The organism is Pantoea sp. JK (genome assembly GCF_026130245.1).
Classification (GTDB): Bacteria; Pseudomonadota; Gammaproteobacteria; order Enterobacterales; family Enterobacteriaceae; genus Pantoea; species Pantoea trifolii.
Genome location: NZ_JAINFN010000004.1, coordinates 282,709 through 305,340, shown reverse-complemented (window position 1 = coordinate 305,340; position 22,632 = coordinate 282,709). Strand labels below are relative to the sequence as shown.

The following is a 22,632-nucleotide window of genomic DNA, read 5'->3' as shown; positions in this document are numbered from 1 at the left end:
CTCGTCACTCTCGAATATGCAATGCTCGTCTTATTTCTTCCCGCTTCGGCGGGAATTTTTTTATCTTTCGGCCTGTAAGGCTGATAGAGGAGCGATGATGAAAAAGAGTGCAAAACTGCTGCTGTTAACGCTGATGTTAAGCCCGCTGGCGCAGGCATCGAGCGAAGCGGCGTGGCAGCAAAACGACAAGAACATGCAGCAAAGCTGTCTCAAGGCCAGCGGCCTGAAGTCAGTGAAAGTGGTCGGTAAGCCGATCCAGTATGATGACAGCGTGGGCTTTGATGCGCTGCTGCTGGAAGGTCGCTATCCGCAAAAGCACATGAAAAATCAGGTCGGGCGCGAACTCTGCCTGTACCAGCGTCAGAGCGGTAAGGCGTTTGTCAGCGAAGCCGACCATCTGCGTACAGTAAAATAAGGGCGTGGGCCGCTAGTTCTGCGGCCCCGATTCCAGCAGTTTTGCCAGTAAGTTGCGATAGCTTTGCAGCTGCTGTTCATCCCCTTCAAATTCCAGCTTATCAATCACGCGCGCAATAATCGCTTTGCTGGTGGCAGGCTGTCCGTCATCCATCAGTTCGCGCATGATCGCCGCCAACATGTCGCTCTCATGCGGTGCATGCCAGGCTGGGCTATTGAAATAGTCGGTAATCGCCCGACTGGCGCTGTTTGGCTGGGTTCTCATAGCTGACCTCCGCAGAGACAACGATGCCCACCGCCGGATAATGGCAGCATGGGGAAATAAAGGTTAATCATGCGGACTGTCCAGAACAGACAGCGCGTCGCCAGTGAAGACTGGTGGTTTTTTAAACATAGATGCGGTGTAGAATAATGTCAGTAACGTGTAGACATATTTTTTCACGTTTGCCTGCAGTCGCGATGCGCTTATCTTGCGGCAAGCATTGTTTCAGCACATTAAGACACTAAAAAACGGCCCTCAGGCATGATTTGCTGTGAGCAGAATCACGCTCGACAGTGTAAAACTGCGTTTTTTCGCCCATGCCATGTTTTGCCGTCCGGTAATGTTATGAGATTGTTAGACTGAACCCTCGTTTCATTCTTCTGATGCCCACGCCCATGTTACGCTCCATCGAGTCCTGGAAAGTTAATCTGATATCCGTCTGGTTTGGCTGCTTTTTTACCGGCCTCGCCATCAGTCAGATCATTCCCTTCCTGCCGCTGTACGTTGAAGAGCTCGGGATTCGTGGCGATAACGCGCTCAGCGTCTGGTCTGGACTCACCTTCAGCGTCACCTTCATTGTCTCTGCCGCCGTCGCGCCGTTGTGGGGCAGCTTGGCCGACCGTAAAGGGCGCAAGCTGATGCTGCTGCGCGCCTCGTTCGGCATGGGCGCGGTGATTCTGCTGCAGGCGTTTGTCACTCAGGCGTGGCAACTGTTGCTGCTGCGCGCGCTGATGGGCCTTACTTCCGGTTATATTCCCAATGCGATGGCGCTGGTGGCGGCGCAGGTACCGCGCGAACGTAGCGGCTGGGCGCTGAGTTGTGTCTCCACCGGGCAGATCAGCGGCGTGATCCTCGGGCCGATGATTGGCGGTTTGCTGGCGGACTGGCTCGGTTTACGCATGGTGTTTATCGTCACCGCCGTGCTGCTGATGGTGAGCTTTCTCGTCACCTTGTTTCTGATAAAAGAGACCGGTTATACGCCGGTCAGCAAGCAGGACAAGCTGAGCGGGCGCGAAGTGTTTCGCAGCCTCGACAATCCGCGCTTAATGATCTGCCTGTTCTTCACCACCATGGTGATTCAGATGTGCAACGGCTCGGTGAATCCGATCCTGACGCTGTTTGTGCGCGAGCTGGCACCCAATGCGCAGAACATCGCGTTTCTCAGCGGGGTGATTGCCGCGCTGCCGGGCGTATCGGCGCTGATCTCCGCGCCACGGCTGGGTAAACTCGGCGATCGCATTGGTACGCAGCGCATTCTGATCGCCACTATGATTGTGTCGTTGCTGCTGCTGGTGGCAATGTCGTTTGTCACCAGCGCGACGCAGTTGGGCGTGCTGCGTTTCCTGCTGGGATTTGCCGATGGCGCGATGATGCCGGCGGTGCAAACGCTGCTGGTACGGCATTCACGCGATAACGTCACCGGGCGTATTTTCGGCTACAACCAATCGTTTATGTATCTGGGGAATGTGGCGGGTCCGCTGCTGGGCGCGGCGGTATCGGCGGCAACCGGCTATCGCTGGGTGTTCTTCGCCACGGCGATGGTGGTGTTGGTCAACGTGATCTTCCTGCGCCGCTTCTATCGTCGCCCGAAAACCACGCTGACTCCCCCTTTGAGCCAGCGTGAAAGTGTGGAAAAACCTACTGACGCAACATCAGCGCGTAGTGCCAGCGCTGCTGAGAAAGCAAAAACTCCGGGCTAACGCTTGGACTCCATGAATCGTCACCGCCGACGCCCATGTGGAAGCCGTCGAGGTGCAGCCAGCAACCCTCTTCTGGCTGCAATAAGTGGCGATGCGAGGTTTCACGCAGCTGTTCAAGGCTGTAGCGACTGAGCGAGAAGGCGAAGTCGCCGCTGACCTGCAAGCTATTGCTCTGTAACTGACGCGTGCCGCAGCGCAAGCCATTCTCACCGGGGAACACATACGCGGTGCTGAGTGCCGCCAGCGGCAGCTGCCAGCGTGAGAACTGCGCCGCCAGCTGGCGATCCGGATAGTTCTCGTGCGGGCCCAAACCAAGCCAGCTCACCTGCTGCGGTGACTTGACCAGTTGGCCGCGCAGCCCGATGCGTGCCGGCGGCGGCAGACCGGCGGCCTGTTCCACATTGACGCTGATGGACAACTCACCGTTCGCGCTGATTTGATAGCGTTTGTGACTGGTAAAAGCCAGTTGGCCGTTGGCGTGCCACTGATGCCAGGTTTCAATCAGCACGCTGTGTTTCAGGCTATCGACCTGCATATCCACCAACACCGCTTGCAACTCATCGTAACCCGCACGTTTCCAGCGCTCGACCCACGCATTAGGATCAACATTCGCGGCTTCGCTGGTGCCGATGTCATTATCAATCGGTGCACGAATAAAGCACTCCTGCAATGGCGTCAGCAGCGTTTCTTCATCATCGACAAACCATTGCACCATCTCGCCGCTGCGGCGCGAGAAGTGCCAGCGCTGCTGCGGCAGCACCACCGCCACCAGATCGTGATTGGCGATCAGTTCCGGCGCGGTAGCACCGTTCTCTACAACGCGCACCGGCAGCGCAGCGGGCAGCGGCCACTGATCCCAGGCAACGCGCGCATCCGCTTCGGACCACGGCGTGGCGTTGACCTGATGCACCGCGAGATTCAGCCATGCGTTGCCCTGCAAATCGTCACTGGTCGGCAGCGTAAACGTCTGGCTGCCTTGTGCGGCGAGTTCGAGCGGCAGTTCTCCGCTGGCGATGGCAACGCCATCCTGCTCAATCGACCAGCGCAGTACCTCGTTATCGCTGCGGCGGAACAGATATTCGCTGCTGACGGTAAAGCGATACGGCTGGTTAGCGTCACGCTGGAACTGGAAGAACTGCTGCGCGCGCTGGGCTTCAAACAGCGCCGGATGGGGTGAGCGGTCGGCAAAAACCAGCCCATTCATGCAGAACTGGCGATCGTTCGGCGTATCGCCAAAATCCCCGCCGTAGGCTTGCCAGGCTTCGCCGTTGTCGTCGTAGCGCGTCAGGCTTTGATCGACCCAATCCCAGACGAAGCCGCCCTGCAAGCGCGGGAACTGGCGGAACGCCTGCCAGTATTTTGCGAAACCGCCAAAGCTGTTGCCCATCGCGTGCGCGTATTCGCACAGGATCAGTGGACGCGTTTCGCCCGGCAGACCAATCCACTTTTTCAGCGACCACTTGGGTACCGCCGGGAAAGGCTGATCCTGATCGACGCGCGCGTACATCGGGCAGACGATATCGGTGGCGGCCGTGTTGGCGCCGCCGCCTTCGTACTGCACCGGACGCGTTGGATCGCTGCTTTTCACCCATTGATAGAGCGCATCATGGGTGCTGCCGTGACCGGATTCGTTGCCCAATGACCAGATAATGATGCAGGCATGATTGCGATCGCGCTGCACCATGCGCGTGACGCGCTCGCTGTAGGCGGCGAACCAGCGCGGGTCGTTGGAGAGACGGTTCATCGGCTGCATGCCGTGCGTTTCGATATTAGCTTCATCCACTACATACAAACCGTATTGATCGCACAGGCGATACCACAGCGGATGATTAGGGTAGTGCGCGCAACGCACGGCGTTGAAGTTGTGGCGCTTCATCAGCTCGATATCGCGGCGCATGCTGGCTTCATCCACCACCTGACCGTTTTCCGGGTGATGTTCATGGCGGTTCACACCGCGAATCAGCAGCGGCTTGCCGTTCAGGCACAGTTGCCCTTTTTCAATGCTGACGCGGCGGAAACCAACGTCATACGCTTCGGCTTCGAGCACCTTGCCATTTTCATCCAGCAGCGTCACCACCGCGCGATAGAGATGTGGCGTTTCGGCGCTCCACTGCAGCGGCTGGTTGACCGGCAAGATCAGCAGGGCGCGTTCAGGATAATGTCCGCGCTCGTCGATGATGTCGCTGCCGGGCACCTGTTCCTGCTCGCCAAGGCAGCTGTCGCCGCGCCACAGGCTGACGCGCAAGCGGCATTGTGCGGGCTGACGATCGCCAGCATGGATTTTGACGCTAACGCGCAGATCGCCGCGCAGGTATTCCGGGCTCAGTGCGGTTTCAATCTGCACATCGGCCAGTTGCGTCTCGGGTTTGTGCAGCAAGCTGACATCGCGGAAGATGCCGCTCATGCGCCACATATCCTGATCTTCCAGATAGCTGCCATCGCTCCAGCGCAGCACCATCACGGCTAAACGGTTCTGGCCGGGCTGCAGCGCGTTGCTGAGATCAAATTCGGCGGGCAGGCGACTGTCCTGCGAATAGCCGATCCACTGGCCGTTACACCACAGGAAGAAGGCCGAATTCACGCCATCGAAGATAATGCGCGTCTGGCCCTGTTGCAGCCAGTTGTCGTCAACTTTGAATGTGAGCGAGTAACATCCAGTAGGATTCTCTTGCGGCACCAAAGGCGGCGTGACCGGAATCGGATACTGCACGTTGGTATAAATCGGCGCGTCAAAACCGTGCAGCTGCCAGTTAGCGGGCACCGGCAGCGCATCGGCGCCGGGCAGATCCTGCAGCAGCCAGCTTTGCGGTACCGCTTCAGGCTGTGTGAAGTAGCTGAAAGTCCATTGGCCATTTAATGACTGGCGCGAAGGCGAAGGGCGATCGTCGCGCGCGCTGGTTTCATCGCGCCAGCTGGAAAACGGCGGATGCGCATCCAGCCGATTAAGGCTGGTGATCACGGGGTTTTCCCAGTCACGACGCGCCAGAATTTCACTCAGGGATACAGCAGATAAGCTCATGATGAGGTCTCATTTATTGTAATGCGCTCACATTGCGCGAAATTGCACCGGCTGTAAAGCGTTCGACAGCAATTTTGCGTAGCGCGTTGGCATCAATCGACACCGCCTGTGTGATGTTTTTGCCGCTTTAGTGCCAGTGAATTGTTAAGCGTGGTGAGCAGAGATGAATAGCGCCGTGTTGCGGAGAATTCTGTATTGTCGCGCCCGATGCGGCCTCATACACTCAGCCCGATTTCACCATTCCGAGGTAATTATGGTCCGTATTATTAAAATCGCCGCAGTTGTGGCACTGGTCACCGCGCTGAGCGGTTGTATTTTTCCCCCTCCGGGCGGCGGCGGTTGGGGCGGCGGTCATGGTGGTGGCGGTCCGGGCCGCGGCTTCGAAGGCCCACGTTAATACCCGTCATACTTCAAGCTGCAGGTGCGTTGGCTGCGTGCATTCACCTTCAGTCACTTACTGAAGTAAGCTCCTGAGGATGATTGCACTTGCCGCCTTCCTGCTACTCGAATTATTTAGGGTATAGGTAAGCGAAACGTTTCAATAAATCTTTAAACGCCTGGTGAAACGTTTCGCTATTACATATTGAAATCTAGCCGGTTTTTTTATTCTGCCGTTTGGCTGTTTTTTTCTGAAAAACCTTAAAAATCCTTGTTGTTTTATTCAGCGCAATGATAACGTCTGTTTTTCTTCTCTCATTGAGCTTGTCGCATGAAAAACCTGATTGCGGAACTCCTTCTAAAGCTGGCTGAAAAAGAAGAAGAGTCTAAAGAATTAGTGGTACAGGTTGAGGCGTTAGAAATCGTGTTAACCGCGATGCTGCGTAAACTGAATCCCGAACAATTTCACGACATTGAGGCCGCTATTAAATTAGCCATGCCGCCCGTCGCCCCCGCTGCTGAAACGCCCGATACCACCCTGCTGCGTAATTACGTAGAGAAGTTGCTGCATCATCCCCGCGTTTAACGGCTATCGCCTGTTTTTTCAGGTGAATGTCATTATCGATTTCTCGTATTTGCTTATTCCGTGCCATGCTTAGGTGGCAATAATGCTATGGAGAATCCGGTAATGAAATCGTGTCTTTTGGCAATAATGACAGCAGGCTTGCTGATTGCAGGCGGAGCAAGTGCGGCTGAGAAAACTGCACAGCAGGAAAAAATGACCATGTGTAACCAGAGCGCCGGTACACAAAATCTGAAAGGCGATGCGCGTAAAAGCTTTATGAGTGACTGTCTGAAAAAAGACAGCAAAATGGGCAATATGACGCCGCAACAAATGAAGATGAAAACCTGTAATGCTGATGCGGGCGATAAAAAGCTCACCGGCGATGCACGTAAAACGTTTATGAGTTCGTGCCTGAAGAAAAGCTGATTTAATTAACGGTTAGCTCCGTTTTATTAAATCTAATCTGCGTGAAAAGTAATAAGGGTTCATGTTTGGCGTGAACCCTTTTTTAATTGCTGTAAGCTGCAGCGCAATGGTATTCAATTTCACTTATCACGTCAGAGGAAAAACTCATATCAGGATCCTCATCACAAAATTGCGCCGATAACGCTGCCAGGATGCTTTAGTCCTAATCGATGACTAATTATTCTGAACGCCTAATCCCCGCGAAGCCGGACCGTTCGTTGGGCAGCCTTTACCCGTGGAGTCTGCTATGAATGTGCTTGATTATGCTGTGATGGCGCTTTATGCGCTGATGATTGTGGCTATAACCTTGTGGGCGATGCGCAAGGTGGGCAGCACGCGTGATTTCTTTGCCGCCGGCGGCAAAATGCCGTGGTGGCTGTCGGGCGTGTCGCATCATATGTCGGGCTACAGCGCGGCGGTGTTTGTCGCCTATGCGGCGGAGGCCTACAACATGGGTATCACCATCTACTTTTGGTGGGCGTTTCCCATCGCTATCGCGGTGTTGATCGGTTCTCGCCTGTTCGCGCCGCGCTGGGCGCGCTTGCGCATCTACATGAACATCGAATCGCCAATGGAATATCTCGCCACGCGCTACAACCTGCCCACGCAAATGGTGCTGGCGTGGAGCGGGGTGCTGCTGAAAACCTTTGACGTCGGCGCAAAGTGGGCGGCGATTGCGGTGATTATTAACGTTTTCACCGGACTCGATCCGCTGATTGGCATCTGTGTTTCCGGCGCGCTGAGTTTGTTTTACACCGTGATGGGCGGATTGTGGGCCGATGCCTGCAACGACTTCGGTCAGTTCGTGGTGCAGTTTGTCGCCGCGATTGTGATGGTGGTCGCCGTGGCGGTGCATCTCGGCGGTTTTGCTGAGCTGTTCACCATCTGGCAGAAGCTGCCGTCAACCCACACGCAGATCATTCAGGAGCCGTACAGCATCGGCTTTATTCTCGCTTATTTTGTCATCTACACGCTGAGCTACAACGGCGGCACCTGGAATCTGGCGCAGCGCTTTATTGCCGCGCCCGCTGGACGCGATGCGCGCAAAGCGGCGCGCCTCTCTGCCGCGCTCTATCTGATCTGGCCGCTGATTCTGTTCTGGCCGATGTGGGCGGCGCCGTTGCTGTTTCCTAATCTTAGCGATCCGTCGCGATCCTATTCGATGATGGCGATGGAACTGCTGCCGAATGGCTTGGTCGGTTTGGTGCTGGTGGCGATGTTTACTCACACGCTGTCGATGACCTCTTCGGATGCCAACGCCATTACTGCCGTGGTGACGCGCGATATCCTGCCCGGCATGCTACCGAAACGCTTTCAGCGCGGTAAAAGCTCGCTGCTGGTGGCGCGGCTCACCGCCTTTCTCTTCATTATCACCACGCTAGTGATTGCCATGAACGCCAGCCACTTCGGCGGCGTGCTGTCGCTGCTGATCATCTGGTTTGGCGGCTTAGTCGGTCCGATCTCCATTCCCATGCTGCTGGGTTTGCTGCCGGCGTTTCGTCGCAGCGGCAGCGCCGCCGCACTGGTGAGTTGGGCGATCGGCGTCGGCACTTTCTTCTGCGTGAAATTTGTCTTTACCGATGTCAGCACCGCCACCGTGGTGGCTGCGCCGGTGATGTCCTCGCTGGTGCTGTTTGTGGTGATGGGCTGGTTGCGCCGCGCGCCGGTGCGTCCGGAAGTGGATCAGCTGCTCAATGCACTCAATCAGGATCAGGATACGCCCGCCGCACAACGCTGGGCGCAAAAAAGCAACGTCTCTCAGGAGGGATAACATGACGCTACTACAACAGGGAACCCGAGATCGCTTACGCATCAAACGTTTTGCCAGCCGCGCAGCATTAGGTGCGGATGCGGCGCAGGATGTGGCTGCGTTTCTGCGTCAACGGCTGAGTGAACAGCGTGGGGTGCGCATGGTGTTTGCCGCCGCGCCCTCGCAAAACGAGTTTCTCGCCGCGCTGGTGGCGGCAAAGGATATCGACTGGTCGCGCATTCACGCCTTCCATATGGATGAGTACATCGGGCTGGATGCGCATGCGCCGCAGCGTTTTAGCCACTTTTTACGCCAGAAACTTTTTAATGTGGTGCAGCCCGGCGAAGTTCATCTGATCCCATCCTGCGGCGATCCTGCAGAAATTTGTGCGGATTACGCTAAAAAACTTAATGCCGCACCGATTGATGCGGTGTGCCTCGGTATTGGCGAGAACGGCCATTTAGCCTTCAACGATCCGCCGGTGGCCGACTTCAGCGATCCTTTCACTGTGAAAGTAGTGCCACTGGATGATGCCTGCCGCCAGCAGCAGGTCAACGATGGCTGTTTCGCCACTTTCGCTGCGGTGCCAACGCATGCCGTGACGCTAACGATTCCCGCATTAATGAGTGGCGCGCGACTGTTCTGCATGGTGCCGGGCGCCACTAAACGCGCGGCGGTGCGGGCAACGCTTGAGGATGCGATCTCCAGCGCCTGTCCGGCGACGTGTCTGCGCCAGCATGCCAACTGCACGCTCTATACCGACAGCGATGCTTGCCCGGAGGTGATGTTTGACTAACCTCATTTTGCGCGGCCGCGATTACCGTACGTTGCAACCGATTGAGCTGGAGATTGAGCACGGCATCATCATCGATGTGCGCGCGCTAAGCGGGCTGGAAGAGGAGATTATCCTCGCACCGGGCTTGGTCGATCTGCAGGTCAACGGCTTTCAGGGCGTCGATTTCAACCACTTTCCCTTCAGCGAAGAGGATGTGCTGCACGCCACGCGCGCGCTGTGGCAGCAGGGCGTCACCAGCTTTCTGCCGACGGTGATCACCGCCATGCCGGAGGAGATTGCGCAGGCGATGCAGCGACTCGCCAGCGCCTGCCAGCATCATCCTGACGTGGCGCGCGCCGTACCCGGTTTTCATCTGGAAGGACCGTTTTTGTCGCCTGAAGATGGGCCGCGCGGTGCGCATCCGCGTGAAGCGATTCGCGCACCGGATATCGCGCTGTTCGACAGCTGGCAGCACGCGGCGCAGCAGCATATTCGCCTATTGACGCTGTCACCGGAATGGCCGCACAGCGATGCGCTGATCAAGCATTGTGTGGCGCAGCATGTGCGCGTCGCCATTGGGCACACTTCCGCCACGCCACAGCAAATTCATGCGGCGGTTGACGCGGGTGCCACGCTCTCCACCCATCTCGGCAACGGCGCGCATCTGCAACTGCCGCGCCACCCCAATTACATCTGGCAGCAGCTGGCTGAAGATGCGCTGACGGCTACCTTGATTGCCGATGGCGATCACCTGCCGGCGGACGTGCTGAAAGTGTTCCTGCGTGCCAAAGGCGAGCAGGCGCTGCTGGTCAGTGACGTCACTTCTTTTGCTGGGCAGCCGCCGGGCATCTATGACACGGCGATTGGTGGCCGCGTGCAGCTCAGCGCCAGCGGACGCCTGAGCATCGCCGATGCACCGCAACTGCTGGCGGGATCGGCGCGGGGTTTACTTGATGGCGTGAATTTCCTGTTGCGTCAGCAATTGGCGACGCTGGCGCAGGCAATCGAGATGGCTTCCATACGACCGGCCCGCCAGCTCAATCTGCCGCAGCAGCAAGGTTTAGCCTGCGGCGCACCCGCCGATGTGTTGCTGCTTGCTGCTCAGCCGGATGGCAGCGTGGCATTACGCAGTTGTGTGAAGCAAGGCGCTGCAGTGTGGAGTGAAAACGCAGATTATCTTTAGCCATTAAACAACGACTTACCTCTCGCTGCGTTTTGTTGTTGCGGACAAATCACCATGCTTTGCCAGGCTTACTCTTTGTAGGGATTTGCTGTTTACATCAAAAACCAGAATAAAGGAGGCCTAACGTGAGCTATCAAACTGTCGTAGAACTCAAGTCGCTGGCGCAGCGCAAACCCACCAAATTTACCGTCGGCGACACCGATGTGGTGTTAATTCGTGATGATGAGCGTGTGCAGGCGTTTCAGGCCAAATGTCCGCACGCCGGTGCGCCGTTAGAGCAGGGCGCGGTGTGTGGCGACAAGCTGATCTGTCCGTGGCACAAAGCGGTATTTCAGCTGCAGGATGGGCAGATGTGCGAGCCGCTGGCGCTGGCCAATCTCAAGCGTTATCCGGTGCGCATCGAACAAGGCAAAGTGCTGGTTAGCCCGCAGGCGATGTCACCCGCCAGTGCGCCTTCTGCACAAGACGAGACGCCGGTTTGCGTGATTCTGGGTTCTGGCGCGGCGGGCAGCGCGGCGATCTGGACGCTACGCGATGCAGGTTTTAGCGGGCACATCGTGCTGATTGAGCGGGAATCGGCTGCGCCTTACGATCGCACCGCGCTGAGCAAATTTGTGCCGTCAGGCAAAATGCCGATTGAAGATGTACCGAAGCTGCTGAAGCAGGATGTGCTGGGCACGGTGGAGCGGATTCAAGGCGATGTCGAGCAGCTCAAAGCGCTTGAGCAAACGCTGATCCTCAAAGGCGGCCAGCAGGTGAAGTTTGACCAACTGCTGATTGCCAGCGGTAGCGTGCCGCAAGCGCTGGATATACCGGGTAAAGATCTCAACGGCGTGCATCTGCTGCGCTCGCTTAATCAGGCCGATGAACTACTCAAAGAGGTCGATAAAACTGAGCAGCTGGTGATTATCGGCAACAGCTTTATTGGCATGGAGATGGCGGGATCGCTGCGTAATCGTGATGTTGATGTCACGGTGATTGCGCGCCATCCGCTGCCGTTTGCTCAACAGTTTGGCGAAGAGATTGGCCGCCATTTTTACGATCTGCATCGCAGTAACGGCGTGAAGTTTGTCGAAGGCGATCCGGTGGCGCTGGAAGGCGAGGGCAAAGTGAATGCCGTGCGCCTGAAGAGTGGCAAAAAAGTTGATGCCAGTTTGGTGCTGTTTGGTACAGGCGTGGTGCCGGCGACAACATTCATCCACGATCTGCCGCTGGAAGAGGATGGCAGTTTGCTCACCGACAGCCAGCTGCGCGTAGCCGATAACATCTGGGTGGCCGGCGATATCGCCAGTTATCCGTCGGTGCAGGGCCCACAACGTATTGAGCACTATCGCGTGGCGCATCAGCAAGGGCGCATCGCGGCGCTGAATATGTTAGGAAAACAGATTCTGTATGACCGCGTGCCGTTCTTCTGGACCGCGCATTACGGGACGCGTTATGAGTATTTGGGGCATGCGGAAGAGTGGGATGATTACCGGCTGCTGGGATCGCTGCAGAATAAGCAGTTTATCGCTTTCTATTGTCAGGAAGGGATGATTGCGGCGGTGTGTTCTGCCGGGCTGTATACGCTGACGGCAGCGCTGGTGCAGGAGATGCAGCAGCCCATGACGCTGGCGCAGGGTATTGCGTTGTATGAGGCGTACTCTGCGGCCTGATGCCCTCACCCCGGCCCTCTCCCACAGGGAGAGGGAGACGCACGATCAATTCCCTCTCCCTGTGGGAGATGCTGCCATATGCTCTATTGGTTCCCTCTCCCGCTTGCGGGAGAGGGTTAGGGTGAGGGGCAAGCCGCACCGATCACTGCTTACTCAACGTCTCTGACTTCGCCATACATTGCTGCATCGCGTTCATCACCGCCGCGCGGAAGCCTTTCTCTTCCAACACTTTCACCGCTTCAATGGTGGTGCCGCCTGGCGAGCACACCATATCCTTCAGCTCGCCCGGATGCTTGCCGGTTTCCAGCACCATCTGCGCCGAGCCTTTGACCGCCTGCGCCGCGAACTGATACGCCTGCGCACGCGGCATGCCGCCGAGCACCGCGGCATCGGCCATCGCTTCGATAAACATAAACACATACGCTGGCGCTGAGCCGCTGACGCCGACCACCGCGTGAATCAGGTATTCATTCACCACCGCCGCTTTGCCGAAGCTTTCGAAAATGCCCACCACTTCATCCACTTCATGCGCTCCCACCAGCACGTTTGGCGTCACGGAGGTCATGCCTTCGTTCACCAGCGAGGGCGTGTTGGGCATCACGCGGATGATTTTGCGATCGTGGCCGAGCACCGACGCCAGAGAATCCAGCGTTACGCCGGCCGCAATCGAGACCACCAGCACATCTTTCTTCAGCTGGCCGGCAAGATCTTTCAGCACTTTGAGAATCACATTGGGTTTCACCGCGCCAAACAGGATATCCACTTCGCGCGCCAGACTTTCCACACTCTCTGCGGCGGTAACGCCATATTGCTGCGCCATCGCCTGATTGGTGGCCGGCTTGCGGTCGAATACCCAGATATTGGCGGGGGCGATCTGCCCGCTGTTAACCAGTCCGCTAATAATGGCTTTCGCCATATTGCCGCAGCCGACAAACCCGATTTTCTTCTCCAGCATCGCTTTATCCTCTAAGTGGTTCATTTTCTGTGGGGGTAAGCTTACGTCAGCAGGGATTAATAACAAGGCGGGCGGCCAGCAAAAACAGTTGCGATTCTGCCGCAGCACGGCAAGATCAGCCTCATTGCCGGTTAATAAGGATTCATCATGTCGATTTGGGTTGATGCGGATGCCTGTCCCAATGTCATCAAAGAAGTGCTGTACCGCGCGGCCGAGCGCACCAAAATTACCGTGACCTTTGTCGCCAACCAGCCGCTGCGCGTGCCGCCGTCGCCGTGGCTGAAAACGCTGCAGGTCGCAGCGGGGTTCGACGTGGCGGATAACGAGATTGTGAAACGGGTACAGCCCGGCGAGTTGGTGATCACCGGCGATATTCCGCTGGCGGCGGAAGTGCTGGAGAAGGGCGCTGCGGCGTTGAATCCGCGCGGAGAACGTTACTCGACAGATACCATTCGTCAGCGCTTAACCATGCGTGACTTTATGGAGACGATGCGCGCCAGCGGGATTCAGAGTGGCGGACCATCGACCTTAAGCCAACGCGACCGCCAACTGTTTGCTAACGAACTCGATAAGTGGTTACGTCAGCGCTGATCAAACGAAGCTGTCATCGTCATCGTAGTCGCCGCCAAAATCGCCGAAATCATTGTTATCCGCAACGTTGTTATCCCAACCCGAATTATCGTTGTTGAGGAACGCGTTGTTGCTGTCGTTGCCGTTAAAAGTATCGAGGCTGTTATCCACCTGCGGCAACGCCGGTTCGTTGATGATGTTAACGATCTCTTCCGGCTGTGAATGGTGGAACATGCTGGTCAGCATATCCGCCATCACCACGCCGCCCGCCACGCCAACGGCCGTTTGCAACGCGCCGCCGAGGAAGCCAGTGCCGCGTGCCGCCGGTGCGGCATATTGCTGCTGTGGTGGTGGCGCATACTGCTGTTGCGGCTGCGGATTCCCCCACGCTGGTTGCTGTTGCGCTGCCGGGCGCGATCCGCCGCCAAACAGGCTGGAGAGAAAACCGCCGCTGCTCTGCTGCGGTGCCTGTTGCTGCTGCGCCTGCGCCAGACGATTTTCCAGATCCGTAACCTGCGCATTAAGCTTTTTCAGCGCTGCTTCCTGAATCAGAATCGCCTGCGACATGTAATAAGGCGCGCCGGGCTGATTCTGTAAATGCTGTTTGATTAACTGCTCTGCGCCAGCATCACGCGGGCCGCTTTGCGTCTCAGCCTGTTTCAGGCGGCTGAACAGGTTTTCAATCAGTTGTTGTTCTTCGCTTTGCATGGGGAACCCTCCTTTAAGGTATGCCTCATATATGAGGGCGCGACTCAAGAAAGTAAATCAGCGGCCTGGTAAGGAAATGTTGGCCGCTGTTACATTTGGCCCGATGCACGATTCATGCATTGTTTTTCGCTGGCTTTTCAAACGGCTAGCTTAAGATGTGACTGAAATACGCGTAAATCGTGCCTCGCGGGTGGCTGATAAAATAAAATCCAGGTATTATGCGACGCATTATTGACCTGATGACGTTGCCCGCGCGGCACATTACGGCGGAGGATGAGCCCGGATGTCATTACCCATCTATCTGATCGGCGCACGCGGTTGCGGTAAAACCACTGTTGGCAAGGCGCTGTCGCAAGCGCTGGGCTATGCCTTTAACGATACCGATCACTATCTGCAACTCACTACGCAACGCAGCGTGGCAGAGATTGTGGCATCTGAAGGGTGGGATAGTTTCCGAGCCCGCGAAACGGAATCGCTGCGTGCGGTCACCGCGCCGAATACGGTCATCGCCACCGGCGGCGGCATGGTGCTGGCTGAAGTGAATTGTCGCTTTATGCGCGAACACGGTCAGGTGATTTGGCTGAATGCGCCCTCGGAAGTGCTGGCCGATCGTCTGGAACATCAGCCGGAAGCAGCGCAGCGTCCTACATTAACCGGCCGCCCGATTGCCGAAGAGATGGGCGATATCCTGCGTGAGCGTGCCCATCTGTATCGTCAAACCGCGCATCATGAAGTCAACGCGATGCAATCGCCCGATCGCGTGGTTGAGCACATTCTGCAATCGCTCTCTCTGGCGCGCGCCAGCTAAACACTCAGATTTCTCTCTGTTTTTTTGCAGCGATCCTCCGTTGTCTATACTTAGCGTTAGGCAGAGGATCACCGCTGTCTGTGGACAACTGATAGAAGAGGGAAAACTATGCCAACTAAACCACCCTATCCGCGCGTCGCGCGTATTGTCGCCGTTGAAAAAGGTTCGGCGGATCAAACCGTCACCTGGTATGAATTGCGTGCTGACCATCCCAAACCCGATACGTTAATTAGCGAACACAAAACCGAAGCCGAAGCGCAAGATGCCAAAGAGCGCTATGAGGACGCCGGTAAAGATTAACTTTACCCGTCATATTCCAAGCTGCAGGTGCGTTGGCTGCATGTGTTCACCCCAGTCACTTACCTAAGTAAGCTCCTGGGGATTCACACATTTGCCGCCTTCCTGCACCAAGAGTAGGCCCCATGAGGGGACTTGAACTATTTAGGGTAAAGAATCTCCGCCGAAAAACTGCAATATTCCAAAAAAGTTACACACTTTCCTGCTGAATATTTAACTCACCTGATTACGTCATTTATTTCCCACTTCACGCCGTATTTTATTCTGCCTTAAATTTTCTCAGAAACGTCCGGCTTAAAATTTGCGCTTGACCGCAAAAGCGTAGCGCTTTATTTTCTGGTTATTGATAGAGGAACTCAGTTCCATATAGTGAAACCGACACCATGACCACACTCGAAAATGCCTCCGCCGTACTGAAGCTGTTTCAGCGATTTGGCGTGACGCAGGGCCATCCCGGCTTAACCTTTACCGAGGTGGTGGATGCGTTGGGGTTGCCGAAAAGTACGGTATCGCGCCTGCTGGCAACCATGGAAAGTGAAGGCTTACTTGAGCGTGACGCTGAGAGCCGCTGCTTCCAGATTGGTCGTGTGCTGCTGTCGGTGGCAGGTCACTATCTGTCGACACCGCTGGTGGATAGCGCGTCGGCGCCGATGGCGCGTCTGGCCGCCAGCAGCGGCTGCATGGGCTATATCTCGGTGCTGGATGGCGATGATGTGCTGGTGATGCGCATGTATCACGGCCGTTTCTTCACCCAACTGGTGACGCCGCCGGGCACGCGCGTTTCATTAACCGGCACCTCGACCGGACGCGTGCTGCTGGCGCAGCTCAGTGATGAAGAAGTCGGCGATCGTTTTGCCAGCAACTGGCAGGCGGCTTCGATGAATTCGCCGCTGAGCGTGGATGCCTTATGCCAGGAGTTAGCTGTGATTCGCCAGCAAGGCTGGGCACTGGCGCGCAATGAGACGCTGCCAGGCATCAGCTCGTTAGCGGTTGCGGTAACCAATAAACATCGCGGTGAAAGTGCCGCGCTTTGTCTCTCGTTTTTATCGCAAGAAGCGGCGCCCGGTTATCCGGAGATGCTGCTCAGCGAACTACGCGCAACGGCTGCACTGATGGCCGAAAAGTACGGCGCATAATCCTGTCTGAACAGGAAACCCTATTTTAAGTTTTGAAGGCGTTTATTCGCGCCACACCAGGGAAATAGCAGGTCTTCGGACCTGCTTATTTCAATAATCAGGGAACGATTAATATAAAAACGTTGATGTCCCGCGTGTCGGGCGCTGCGAATTAACGCGTTTTCTACAGGGTGAAAATACGGGGATCTTATGCGTCAAAATAATCCAATAAAAAGTGTTGGCGTTGCCTTAATGCTGGTTCTGCTGTCCGTTGCAGGCGCCATCATTGGGGTTCAGCTTATTACCACTATTGGGGTAACACCCAATACCTCTATTATCGGCGCGCTGTTTGCCATGTTGCTGGCGCGTATTCCACTGCAATGGTTTCGTCGCTATCGCTCCATTGAAGTCCAAAACCTTGCGCAAACCGCCATCTCTTCTGCCACCTTTGGTGCCGCCAACAGCCTGTTGATGCCCATCGCGGTGCCGTGGGCGCTGGGCGAGCCGCAGCTGGTGCTGCCGCTGTTTGTCGGCGTCAGCGCGGCGATGCTGCTCGATGCTTATTTACTCTATCGCCTGTTTGATACGCGCGTCTTCCCGGCCAGCAATGCCTGGCCGCCGGGTGTGGCAGCAGCCGAAGCGATCAAAGCCGGTGATAAAGGCGGTCGTCAGGCATGGTTGCTGGTGGTGGGCATTGTTGGCGGCATCGTCGGTTCGATGCTGAAGATTCCCATGTCGGCATTTGGTACCGCGTTTATCGGCAATATCTGGGCGCTGAGCATGCTCGGTATTGGTTTCCTGCTGCGTGCTTACGCGCAACCGGTTGCTGGTATCGATATCAACGCGCTCTATATTCCGCACGGCGTGATGGTCGGTGCCGGTTTGGTGGCGTTGATTCAGGTGGTGCAGGTGATTCGCAGCCGCCGCAATGATCAGGTCAACGTCAGCCGTAGCGACAGCGAAGTGAAACGGTCGCTGGGTTTCGGCACCGTCGGTTACATCGTTATCTCTACGCTGCTGGCGCTGGCGGGCGGCTTGTGGAGCCAGATGGGCCTGCCGATGCTGGTGCTGTTTATCCTCTACGCCGCCTTTGCTGCTTTCGTGCATGAACTGATTGTTGGTATCGCCGCGATGCACTCCGGCTGGTTCCCGGCCTTTGCGGTGGCACTGATCACCCTGATTCTCGGCATTCTGCTCGGCTTCCCGCCGCTGGCGTTGTGCCTGCTGTGCGGCTTTACCGCCGCCACCGGTCCGGCGTTTGCCGATATGGGTTATGACCTGAAAGCGGGTTTTATCCTGCGCGGCAACGGTGCTGATGTGCAGCAAGAGCTGTGGGGTCGCCGCATTCAGCTGATCGCCGCGATGATCGCCTTTGTGATCTGTATTCCCGTGGTGTGGTACGCGCATACGATTTTCTTTGCCGAGAATCTGTTGCCGCCGGTGGCGCGGGTCTATGCCAAAACCATTCAGGCCGGCGCCGAGCCGGGTATCGCTGGAAATCTGCTGATGTGGGCGATTCCGGGCGCCATCATTCAGCTGATCGGCGGACCAAAGCGTCAGCTTGGCGTGCTGTTGGCGACCGGTTTATTGATTAACAACGCCGCTGCGGGTTGGGCGGTGATGGTGGGCATCGCGCTGCGCATTATCATCCTGCGCGTGTGGGGCGAGCGTGGACGTTCACCGATGGAGGTGATGGCCGCTGGATTTATCGCGGGCGACGCGCTCTACAGCTTCTTCCATTCACTTTTTGCCAGCGGCACTAAAAAATAATCCAGGGAATTTATTATGAGTTTACAGCAGACACTGCAGGTCTTTGAGTTACTCGATAGCGCCTACATTGATGGCCAACAGGTGGTTGATCTGTTCGCGGGCTATCCGGGCGTCACCGCCAGCACGAAACGCGTCAGCGGGCCCAAAGGGCGGACCGATTTCGTCCGCATCGACATTCCCGGCGCGCAGGGCAAAAGCAACGGCGGCAACGCACCAACGCTTGGCATCATTGGGCGTCTTGGCGGTATCGGTGCGCGTCCAACGCGTATCGGGATGGTGTCAGACGCCGATGGCGCAGTCGCGGCGGTGAGCAGTGCGCTGAAGCTGGCGCAGATGCAAACCAAAGGCGACGTGCTGGCCGGTGATGTGATCATCACGACCCACATCTGCCCGGATGCGCCAACCCGTCCGCACGAACCGGTCGATTTCATGGATTCGCCGTGCGACGACATCACCATGAATGACAACGAAGTGATTGCGGGCGTCGATGCGATTCTGTCGATCGATACCACCAAAGGTAACCGCATTCTCAATCACAAAGGCTACGCGCTGTCGCCGACGGTGAAAGAGGGTTACATCCTGCGCGTGTCAGAAGATCTGCTGCGCATCATGGAGATGACCAGCGGCAAACCGGCGGTCACCTTCCCGATCACCACGCAGGACATCACGCCATACGGCAACGGGGTTTATCACCTCAACAGTATTTTGCAGCCTTCCACCGCGACGGATGTGCCGGTGGTCGGCGTGGCGATCTGCGCCGAATCGGTGGTGCCGGGCTGCGGCACCGGCGCGAGCCACGAAGTGGATATCGCCTTAGCGGTGAAGTTTGCGGTGGAAGTGGCGAAAGAGTTCGGGCGTGAAACCTGTCACTTCTACGACGCGCAAGAGTACGCTCTGCTGCTCTCTTTGTATGGTAGTCTCAGCCATCTGCGCAACCGGAAAGCCTGATGATGACTATCTCCCTGGTCACACTGACGATTGGTCAATCACCGCGCAGCGACATTCTGCCGTTGCTGCTGGAACATCTGCCTGCCGATCAGGTGGCGCATGCCGGTTTACTCGACGGTTTGACGCTGACCGACGTCGAGCAGCAGTATGCGCCCGCGCCGGGCGAAACGGTGCTGGTGTCGCGCATGATCAGCGGCGAGCAGGTGCGCCTGTCGGGACCAAAAGTGGAGCAGGGACTGCAACGTAAGATCAACGCGCTGGAAGAGCAGGGCTACGACACCATTCTGCTGCTGTGCACCGGCGAATTTGGCACGCTGAAAACGCAATCTGCCTTGCTGCTGGAGCCGGATCGCATCATCCCGCCGCTGGTGCGCGCGATTGTGCAACAACATAAAGTTGGCATTGTGGTGCCGGTAGCAGAACAGATTGCCGAGCAGGCCAACAAGTGGCGCAATCTGGATACGCCGCCGTGCTTTGCCGTCGCCAGTCCCTATCTGGCGGAGCAGGCCGATTTGGTGGAAGCGGGATTGTCGCTGCAGGAGCAGGGCGCGGATGTGGTGGTACTGGATTGCATCGGCTATCACCAGAAGCACCGTGATTTCCTGCAGAAAATGCTGGGCATTCCGGTACTGTTGTCGAACGTGCTGGTCGCCAAGCTGGCGGCAGAATTGATCGTCTAATGCGGAGAGATCACAAGTTGCGATCTGTGGCGCTAATTCGCGTGACAGATCAGCGAGTTCCTTAGTAATCTGCCAGTCACGATAATGTGCTGTGAGGAAGTAATATGCTCAATACAAGTGAGTATTTCGACGGAAAAGTGAAATCCATTGGTTTCGACAGCGTGACCATTGGCCGTGCCAGCGTTGGCGTGATGGCCGAAGGTGAATACACCTTCGGCACCAACCAACCGGAAGAGATGACGGTAGTAAGCGGCGCGCTGAAAGTGCTGCTGCCGGGTGAAACCGAGTGGAAATGGTACGAAGCTGGCGCCGTGTTCAGCGTGCCAGGCCAGAGCGAATTCCATCTGCAGGTGGCCGAGCCTTCGTCTTATCTGTGCCGCTACCTCTAAACTCAACCTTTAGAACATCTTAAACCTGCGACTCTCTGTGAAGCGCAGGTTTTTTTATTGCTGAGTAATAGGTGCGCATGAATGCGCACCCTACGAAAATCCGCGCAGGTCTGTCGTAGGGTCGCCATTCATGACGACCAGGTTCGAGGGAGATTAACGCTTCGCTTCGCCGCCTAACGCTTCTACTAAATTGCTGATCAACGCAGCCAGTTCGCTGGTCATCAGAATGAAATCGGCATCGAAACGCTGGGCGAAATCATCGCGGTCAATGTCATCATTCTGCTCACGCAGCGTGTCGCTAAACTTCAAACGCTTCACTGAAGCATCATCGGCGATGACGAACTGAATGCGTTCCTGCCAGTCGAGCGCCAGTTTGGTGACCACTTTACCGGCTTCAATGTGCGTGGCGATCTCGTCAGAAATCAGGTCCTGCTTCTTACAGCGGATCACGCCGCCATCTTCCAGCATCGCTTTCAGTTCGGCTTCATCCATCAAGGCAAAACCGGCTGGCAGCTCACCAGAGCGCACCCATTCGGTCAGCGTCAGCTCGATCGGATTCTCCAGCGTTAAAGGAACGACCGGCAGCGAACCGAGGCTTTTACGCAGCAGCGCCAGCGTATCTTCGGCCTTCTTGGCGCTGGCGCAATCGACGATGATCAGGTTGTTAACGGTGTCGATCCACATATACGTCTGGCTGAAACGGCTAAACGCGCGCGGCAGCAGGCTGTGCAGCACTTCATCTTTCAGCGAGTCTTTCTCAGTCTTCTTCAGCTTGCGGCTCTGTTCCGCTTCCAGCTTGTCGATTTTGGCTTCCAGCGCCTGCTTCACCACCGGCGACGGCAGAATTTTCTGCTCGGTGCGCGCGCAAATCACCATCTGACCATTGATTTCATGCGTCAGCGCGTCGCTGCGGTTGCCCATCGGTGAAACCCAGCCGGTTTTCGCCATATCCTGGCTGCCGCACGGCGAAAAGGTGAAGGCGTCGAGCTGCTTTTCCAGATCGTCTGCGGACAGCGGAATGTCACGATTCAGACGATAAACCATCATATTTTTAAACCACAACATCGGAATTCCTTACCGTGGGTGCGATCGGGCGCACAAGTCTCTAAGTCAGCGCGCATGATAGCGAAACATCGGATGGGTTTCATTGCCTTTCCCGATTCAGCCTTCTACTGTATTTGTCACCAGAACGAATAATGAGGAATAAATCGTGCGCATCGGGATTGATTTAGGCGGTACCAAAATTGAAGTGATTGCACTGTCTGATCAGGGTCAGGAGCTGTTCCGTCATCGCGTTAACACGCCGCGTGACGACTACGCTGCCACGGTTCAGGCGATTGTCGATTTAGTGCTGCTGGCAGAGGAGAAAACCGGGCAGCAGGGCACGGTCGGCATCGGCATCCCCGGCACGATTTCGCCCTATACGCAGCGGGTGAAAAACGCCAACTCCACCTGGCTGAACGGTCAGCCGCTGGATAAGGATTTAGCGCAGGCGCTGAATCGTGACGTGCGCATTGCCAATGACGCGAATTGTCTGGCGGTTTCCGAAGCGGTAGATGGCGCGGGCGCGGGTCAGCCGCTGGTGTTTGCGGTGATAATTGGCACCGGATCGGGCGCGGGCGTAGCGATTGGCGGTGAGTCGCGCATTGGTGGTAACGGCAATGCCGGTGAGTGGGGCCACAATCCGCTGCCGTGGATGGACGAAGATGAACTGCGCCATCGCGCCGAAGTGCCCTGTTATTGCGGCTTGCAGGGCTGCATTGAGACCTTTGTATCGGGTACCGGTTTTGCAATCGATTATAAGCGTCTGAGCGGTAAAGCGCTGAAAGGTGCGGAGATCATCAAGCTGATTGAGCAGCAGGATCCGGTGGCGGAGCTGGCGATGAATCGCTACGAAATGCGTCTGGCGAAATCGCTGGCGCAGGTGGTGAATCTGCTTGATCCCGATGTGATTGTGCTGGGCGGCGGCATGAGTAATAACGATCGCCTGTATCAAACCGTGCCGGCCCTGATGAAGCAGTGGGTGTTTGGCCGCGAGTGTGAAACACCGGTGCTAAAGGCGGTGCACGGGGATTCGAGCGGCGTGCGTGGGGCAGCGTGGTTGTGGCCAGTGAAAGGGTAGATTCGGTGCTCGCTGTCCACCTCCTCGGTTGGTGCCTGCTGTCCCCCTCCTCGGTCCTCCCCCATAAATGGGGGAGGAAGATGCTGCCACATGTCAGTACTGAA

At 56.7% G+C, this 22,632-nt stretch carries 23 protein-coding genes; 18 read left to right on the top strand and 5 right to left on the bottom strand.

The features are described 5' to 3' along the window. Positions 1-97: 97 nt before the first annotated feature. On the top strand, positions 98-415 hold the full coding sequence (locus PanJK_RS11865) for a hypothetical protein (protein WP_154191695.1): 318 nt from the start codon (positions 98-100) through the stop codon (positions 413-415). Between the two features lie 12 nt (positions 416-427). Here PanJK_RS11865 and PanJK_RS11860 read toward each other — a convergent pair whose 3' ends face one another. Then, positions 428-679: a biofilm development regulator YmgB/AriR family protein gene (locus tag PanJK_RS11860; protein ID WP_008106027.1), complete on the bottom strand. Its 252-nt coding sequence runs from the start codon at positions 677-679 to the stop codon at positions 428-430. 392 nt (positions 680-1,071) lie between these two features. Between PanJK_RS11860 and PanJK_RS11855 the strand changes: the two genes are divergently transcribed. Beyond that, positions 1,072-2,376, top strand: a complete 1,305-nt coding sequence (locus tag PanJK_RS11855; RefSeq protein WP_321161851.1) for a multidrug efflux MFS transporter — start codon at positions 1,072-1,074, stop codon at positions 2,374-2,376. Here PanJK_RS11855 and PanJK_RS11850 read toward each other — a convergent pair. Further along, entirely contained in the window at positions 2,315-5,395 is a 3,081-nt protein-coding gene (locus PanJK_RS11850) for a beta-galactosidase (RefSeq protein ID WP_265299856.1), read from the bottom strand. The two genes, PanJK_RS11855 and PanJK_RS11850, sit on opposite strands and share 62 nt — an antisense overlap. Positions 5,396-5,648: 253 nt before the next feature. On the opposite strand from PanJK_RS11850, the gene PanJK_RS11845 reads away from it, so the two are divergent. The 7 genes from PanJK_RS11845 (at position 5,649) to PanJK_RS11815 (ending at position 12,166) form a co-directional block, all read left to right on the top strand. Further along, complete coding sequence (locus PanJK_RS11845) at positions 5,649-5,792, top strand: hypothetical protein (protein ID WP_196761357.1); 144 nt, start codon at positions 5,649-5,651, stop codon at positions 5,790-5,792. A gap of 312 nt (positions 5,793-6,104) precedes the next feature. Beyond that, on the top strand, positions 6,105-6,359 hold the full coding sequence (gene iraP / locus PanJK_RS11840) for an anti-adapter protein IraP (protein ID WP_256695747.1): 255 nt from the start codon (positions 6,105-6,107) through the stop codon (positions 6,357-6,359). Positions 6,360-6,461: 102 nt separating this feature from the next. After that, positions 6,462-6,764, top strand: coding sequence for a PsiF family protein (locus tag PanJK_RS11835; protein WP_008106038.1), 303 nt, complete (start codon positions 6,462-6,464; stop codon positions 6,762-6,764). A gap of 286 nt (positions 6,765-7,050) precedes the next feature. Continuing rightward, on the top strand, positions 7,051-8,574 hold the full coding sequence (locus PanJK_RS11830; RefSeq protein ID WP_265299852.1) for a sodium:solute symporter family protein: 1,524 nt from the start codon (positions 7,051-7,053) through the stop codon (positions 8,572-8,574). A gap of 1 nt (position 8,575) precedes the next feature. After that, entirely contained in the window at positions 8,576-9,349 is a 774-nt protein-coding gene (locus PanJK_RS11825; RefSeq protein ID WP_265299850.1) for a glucosamine-6-phosphate deaminase, read from the top strand. Then, a complete protein-coding gene (locus PanJK_RS11820) occupies positions 9,342-10,511 on the top strand; it encodes an N-acetylglucosamine-6-phosphate deacetylase (protein ID WP_265299848.1) in 1,170 nt (389 codons plus the stop codon). Before PanJK_RS11825 ends, PanJK_RS11820 begins: the two co-directional genes overlap by 8 nt. A 125-nt stretch (positions 10,512-10,636) precedes the next feature. Beyond that, a complete protein-coding gene (locus tag PanJK_RS11815) occupies positions 10,637-12,166 on the top strand; it encodes an FAD-dependent oxidoreductase (protein ID WP_265299846.1) in 1,530 nt (509 codons plus the stop codon). A 142-nt stretch (positions 12,167-12,308) separates the two neighbouring features. On the opposite strand, the gene proC is transcribed toward PanJK_RS11815, so the two are convergent. Beyond that, entirely contained in the window at positions 12,309-13,121 is an 813-nt protein-coding gene (gene proC, locus PanJK_RS11810; protein ID WP_265299844.1) for a pyrroline-5-carboxylate reductase, read from the bottom strand. 147 nt (positions 13,122-13,268) lie between these two features. Here proC and PanJK_RS11805 point away from each other — a divergent pair, with 147 nt between their 5' ends. Then, on the top strand, positions 13,269-13,712 hold the full coding sequence (locus PanJK_RS11805; RefSeq protein WP_176971231.1) for a YaiI/YqxD family protein: 444 nt from the start codon (positions 13,269-13,271) through the stop codon (positions 13,710-13,712). On the opposite strand, the gene PanJK_RS11800 is transcribed toward PanJK_RS11805, so the two are convergent. Then, positions 13,713-14,399 carry a DUF2076 domain-containing protein gene (locus PanJK_RS11800; protein ID WP_265299841.1) on the bottom strand — a complete coding sequence of 229 codons (687 nt, stop codon included), beginning with the start codon at positions 14,397-14,399 and terminating at the stop codon, positions 13,713-13,715. Positions 14,400-14,682: 283 nt separating this feature from the next. Here PanJK_RS11800 and aroL point away from each other — a divergent pair, with 283 nt between their 5' ends. From aroL to ppnP, 7 genes are all read left to right on the top strand, one after another. Next, positions 14,683-15,207, top strand: coding sequence for a shikimate kinase AroL (gene aroL / locus PanJK_RS11795; protein WP_256695752.1), 525 nt, complete (start codon positions 14,683-14,685; stop codon positions 15,205-15,207). A 108-nt stretch (positions 15,208-15,315) separates the two neighbouring features. After that, positions 15,316-15,507, top strand: coding sequence for a YaiA family protein (locus tag PanJK_RS11790; protein WP_008106056.1), 192 nt, complete (start codon positions 15,316-15,318; stop codon positions 15,505-15,507). 380 nt (positions 15,508-15,887) lie between these two features. Then, positions 15,888-16,640, top strand: a complete 753-nt coding sequence (locus tag PanJK_RS11785; RefSeq protein WP_265299838.1) for an IclR family transcriptional regulator — start codon at positions 15,888-15,890, stop codon at positions 16,638-16,640. Positions 16,641-16,829: 189 nt separating this feature from the next. After that, complete coding sequence (locus PanJK_RS11780) at positions 16,830-18,389, top strand: OPT/YSL family transporter (RefSeq protein ID WP_265299835.1); 1,560 nt, start codon at positions 16,830-16,832, stop codon at positions 18,387-18,389. A 15-nt stretch (positions 18,390-18,404) separates the two neighbouring features. Further along, entirely contained in the window at positions 18,405-19,337 is a 933-nt protein-coding gene (locus PanJK_RS11775; RefSeq protein ID WP_265299833.1) for a DUF1177 domain-containing protein, read from the top strand. A 2-nt stretch (positions 19,338-19,339) separates the two neighbouring features. Next, on the top strand, positions 19,340-20,017 hold the full coding sequence (locus tag PanJK_RS11770; RefSeq protein ID WP_265299996.1) for an AroM family protein: 678 nt from the start codon (positions 19,340-19,342) through the stop codon (positions 20,015-20,017). A gap of 104 nt (positions 20,018-20,121) precedes the next feature. Further along, positions 20,122-20,406, top strand: coding sequence for a pyrimidine/purine nucleoside phosphorylase (gene ppnP, locus PanJK_RS11765; RefSeq protein WP_008106067.1), 285 nt, complete (start codon positions 20,122-20,124; stop codon positions 20,404-20,406). A gap of 153 nt (positions 20,407-20,559) precedes the next feature. Here the strand turns inward: ppnP and rdgC are convergent, their stop codons facing one another. Continuing rightward, a complete protein-coding gene (gene rdgC, locus PanJK_RS11760; protein WP_265299830.1) occupies positions 20,560-21,471 on the bottom strand; it encodes a recombination-associated protein RdgC in 912 nt (303 codons plus the stop codon). A gap of 145 nt (positions 21,472-21,616) precedes the next feature. Here rdgC and mak point away from each other — a divergent pair, with 145 nt between their 5' ends. Then, positions 21,617-22,528, top strand: a complete 912-nt coding sequence (mak, locus tag PanJK_RS11755) for a fructokinase (RefSeq protein WP_265299828.1) — start codon at positions 21,617-21,619, stop codon at positions 22,526-22,528. The last annotated feature ends 104 nt before the right edge of the window (positions 22,529-22,632 follow it).

What these genes read in the sequence shown, in the direction of transcription:
- PanJK_RS11800 (WP_265299841.1), bottom strand. Translation starts at nt 14,399, where the DNA reads ATGCAAAGCGAAGAACAACAACTGATTGAAAACCTGTTCAGCCGCCTG.
- PanJK_RS11850 (WP_265299856.1), bottom strand. Translation starts at nt 5,395, where the DNA reads ATGAGCTTATCTGCTGTATCCCTGAGTGAAATTCTGGCGCGTCGTGAC.
- PanJK_RS11785 (WP_265299838.1), top strand. Translation starts at nt 15,888, where the DNA reads ATGACCACACTCGAAAATGCCTCCGCCGTACTGAAGCTGTTTCAGCGA.
- PanJK_RS11855 (WP_321161851.1), top strand. Translation starts at nt 1,072, where the DNA reads ATGTTACGCTCCATCGAGTCCTGGAAAGTTAATCTGATATCCGTCTGG.
- PanJK_RS11805 (WP_176971231.1), top strand. Translation starts at nt 13,269, where the DNA reads ATGTCGATTTGGGTTGATGCGGATGCCTGTCCCAATGTCATCAAAGAA.
- PanJK_RS11825 (WP_265299850.1), top strand. Translation starts at nt 8,576, where the DNA reads ATGACGCTACTACAACAGGGAACCCGAGATCGCTTACGCATCAAACGT.
- proC (WP_265299844.1), bottom strand. Translation starts at nt 13,121, where the DNA reads ATGCTGGAGAAGAAAATCGGGTTTGTCGGCTGCGGCAATATGGCGAAA.
- ppnP (WP_008106067.1), top strand. Translation starts at nt 20,122, where the DNA reads ATGCTCAATACAAGTGAGTATTTCGACGGAAAAGTGAAATCCATTGGT.
- PanJK_RS11845 (WP_196761357.1), top strand. Translation starts at nt 5,649, where the DNA reads ATGGTCCGTATTATTAAAATCGCCGCAGTTGTGGCACTGGTCACCGCG.
- PanJK_RS11780 (WP_265299835.1), top strand. Translation starts at nt 16,830, where the DNA reads ATGCGTCAAAATAATCCAATAAAAAGTGTTGGCGTTGCCTTAATGCTG.
- PanJK_RS11835 (WP_008106038.1), top strand. Translation starts at nt 6,462, where the DNA reads ATGAAATCGTGTCTTTTGGCAATAATGACAGCAGGCTTGCTGATTGCA.
- PanJK_RS11830 (WP_265299852.1), top strand. Translation starts at nt 7,051, where the DNA reads ATGAATGTGCTTGATTATGCTGTGATGGCGCTTTATGCGCTGATGATT.
- PanJK_RS11775 (WP_265299833.1), top strand. Translation starts at nt 18,405, where the DNA reads ATGAGTTTACAGCAGACACTGCAGGTCTTTGAGTTACTCGATAGCGCC.
- iraP (WP_256695747.1), top strand. Translation starts at nt 6,105, where the DNA reads ATGAAAAACCTGATTGCGGAACTCCTTCTAAAGCTGGCTGAAAAAGAA.
- aroL (WP_256695752.1), top strand. Translation starts at nt 14,683, where the DNA reads ATGTCATTACCCATCTATCTGATCGGCGCACGCGGTTGCGGTAAAACC.
- rdgC (WP_265299830.1), bottom strand. Translation starts at nt 21,471, where the DNA reads ATGTTGTGGTTTAAAAATATGATGGTTTATCGTCTGAATCGTGACATT.
- PanJK_RS11790 (WP_008106056.1), top strand. Translation starts at nt 15,316, where the DNA reads ATGCCAACTAAACCACCCTATCCGCGCGTCGCGCGTATTGTCGCCGTT.
- PanJK_RS11860 (WP_008106027.1), bottom strand. Translation starts at nt 679, where the DNA reads ATGAGAACCCAGCCAAACAGCGCCAGTCGGGCGATTACCGACTATTTC.
- PanJK_RS11865 (WP_154191695.1), top strand. Translation starts at nt 98, where the DNA reads ATGAAAAAGAGTGCAAAACTGCTGCTGTTAACGCTGATGTTAAGCCCG.
- PanJK_RS11770 (WP_265299996.1), top strand. Translation starts at nt 19,340, where the DNA reads ATGACTATCTCCCTGGTCACACTGACGATTGGTCAATCACCGCGCAGC.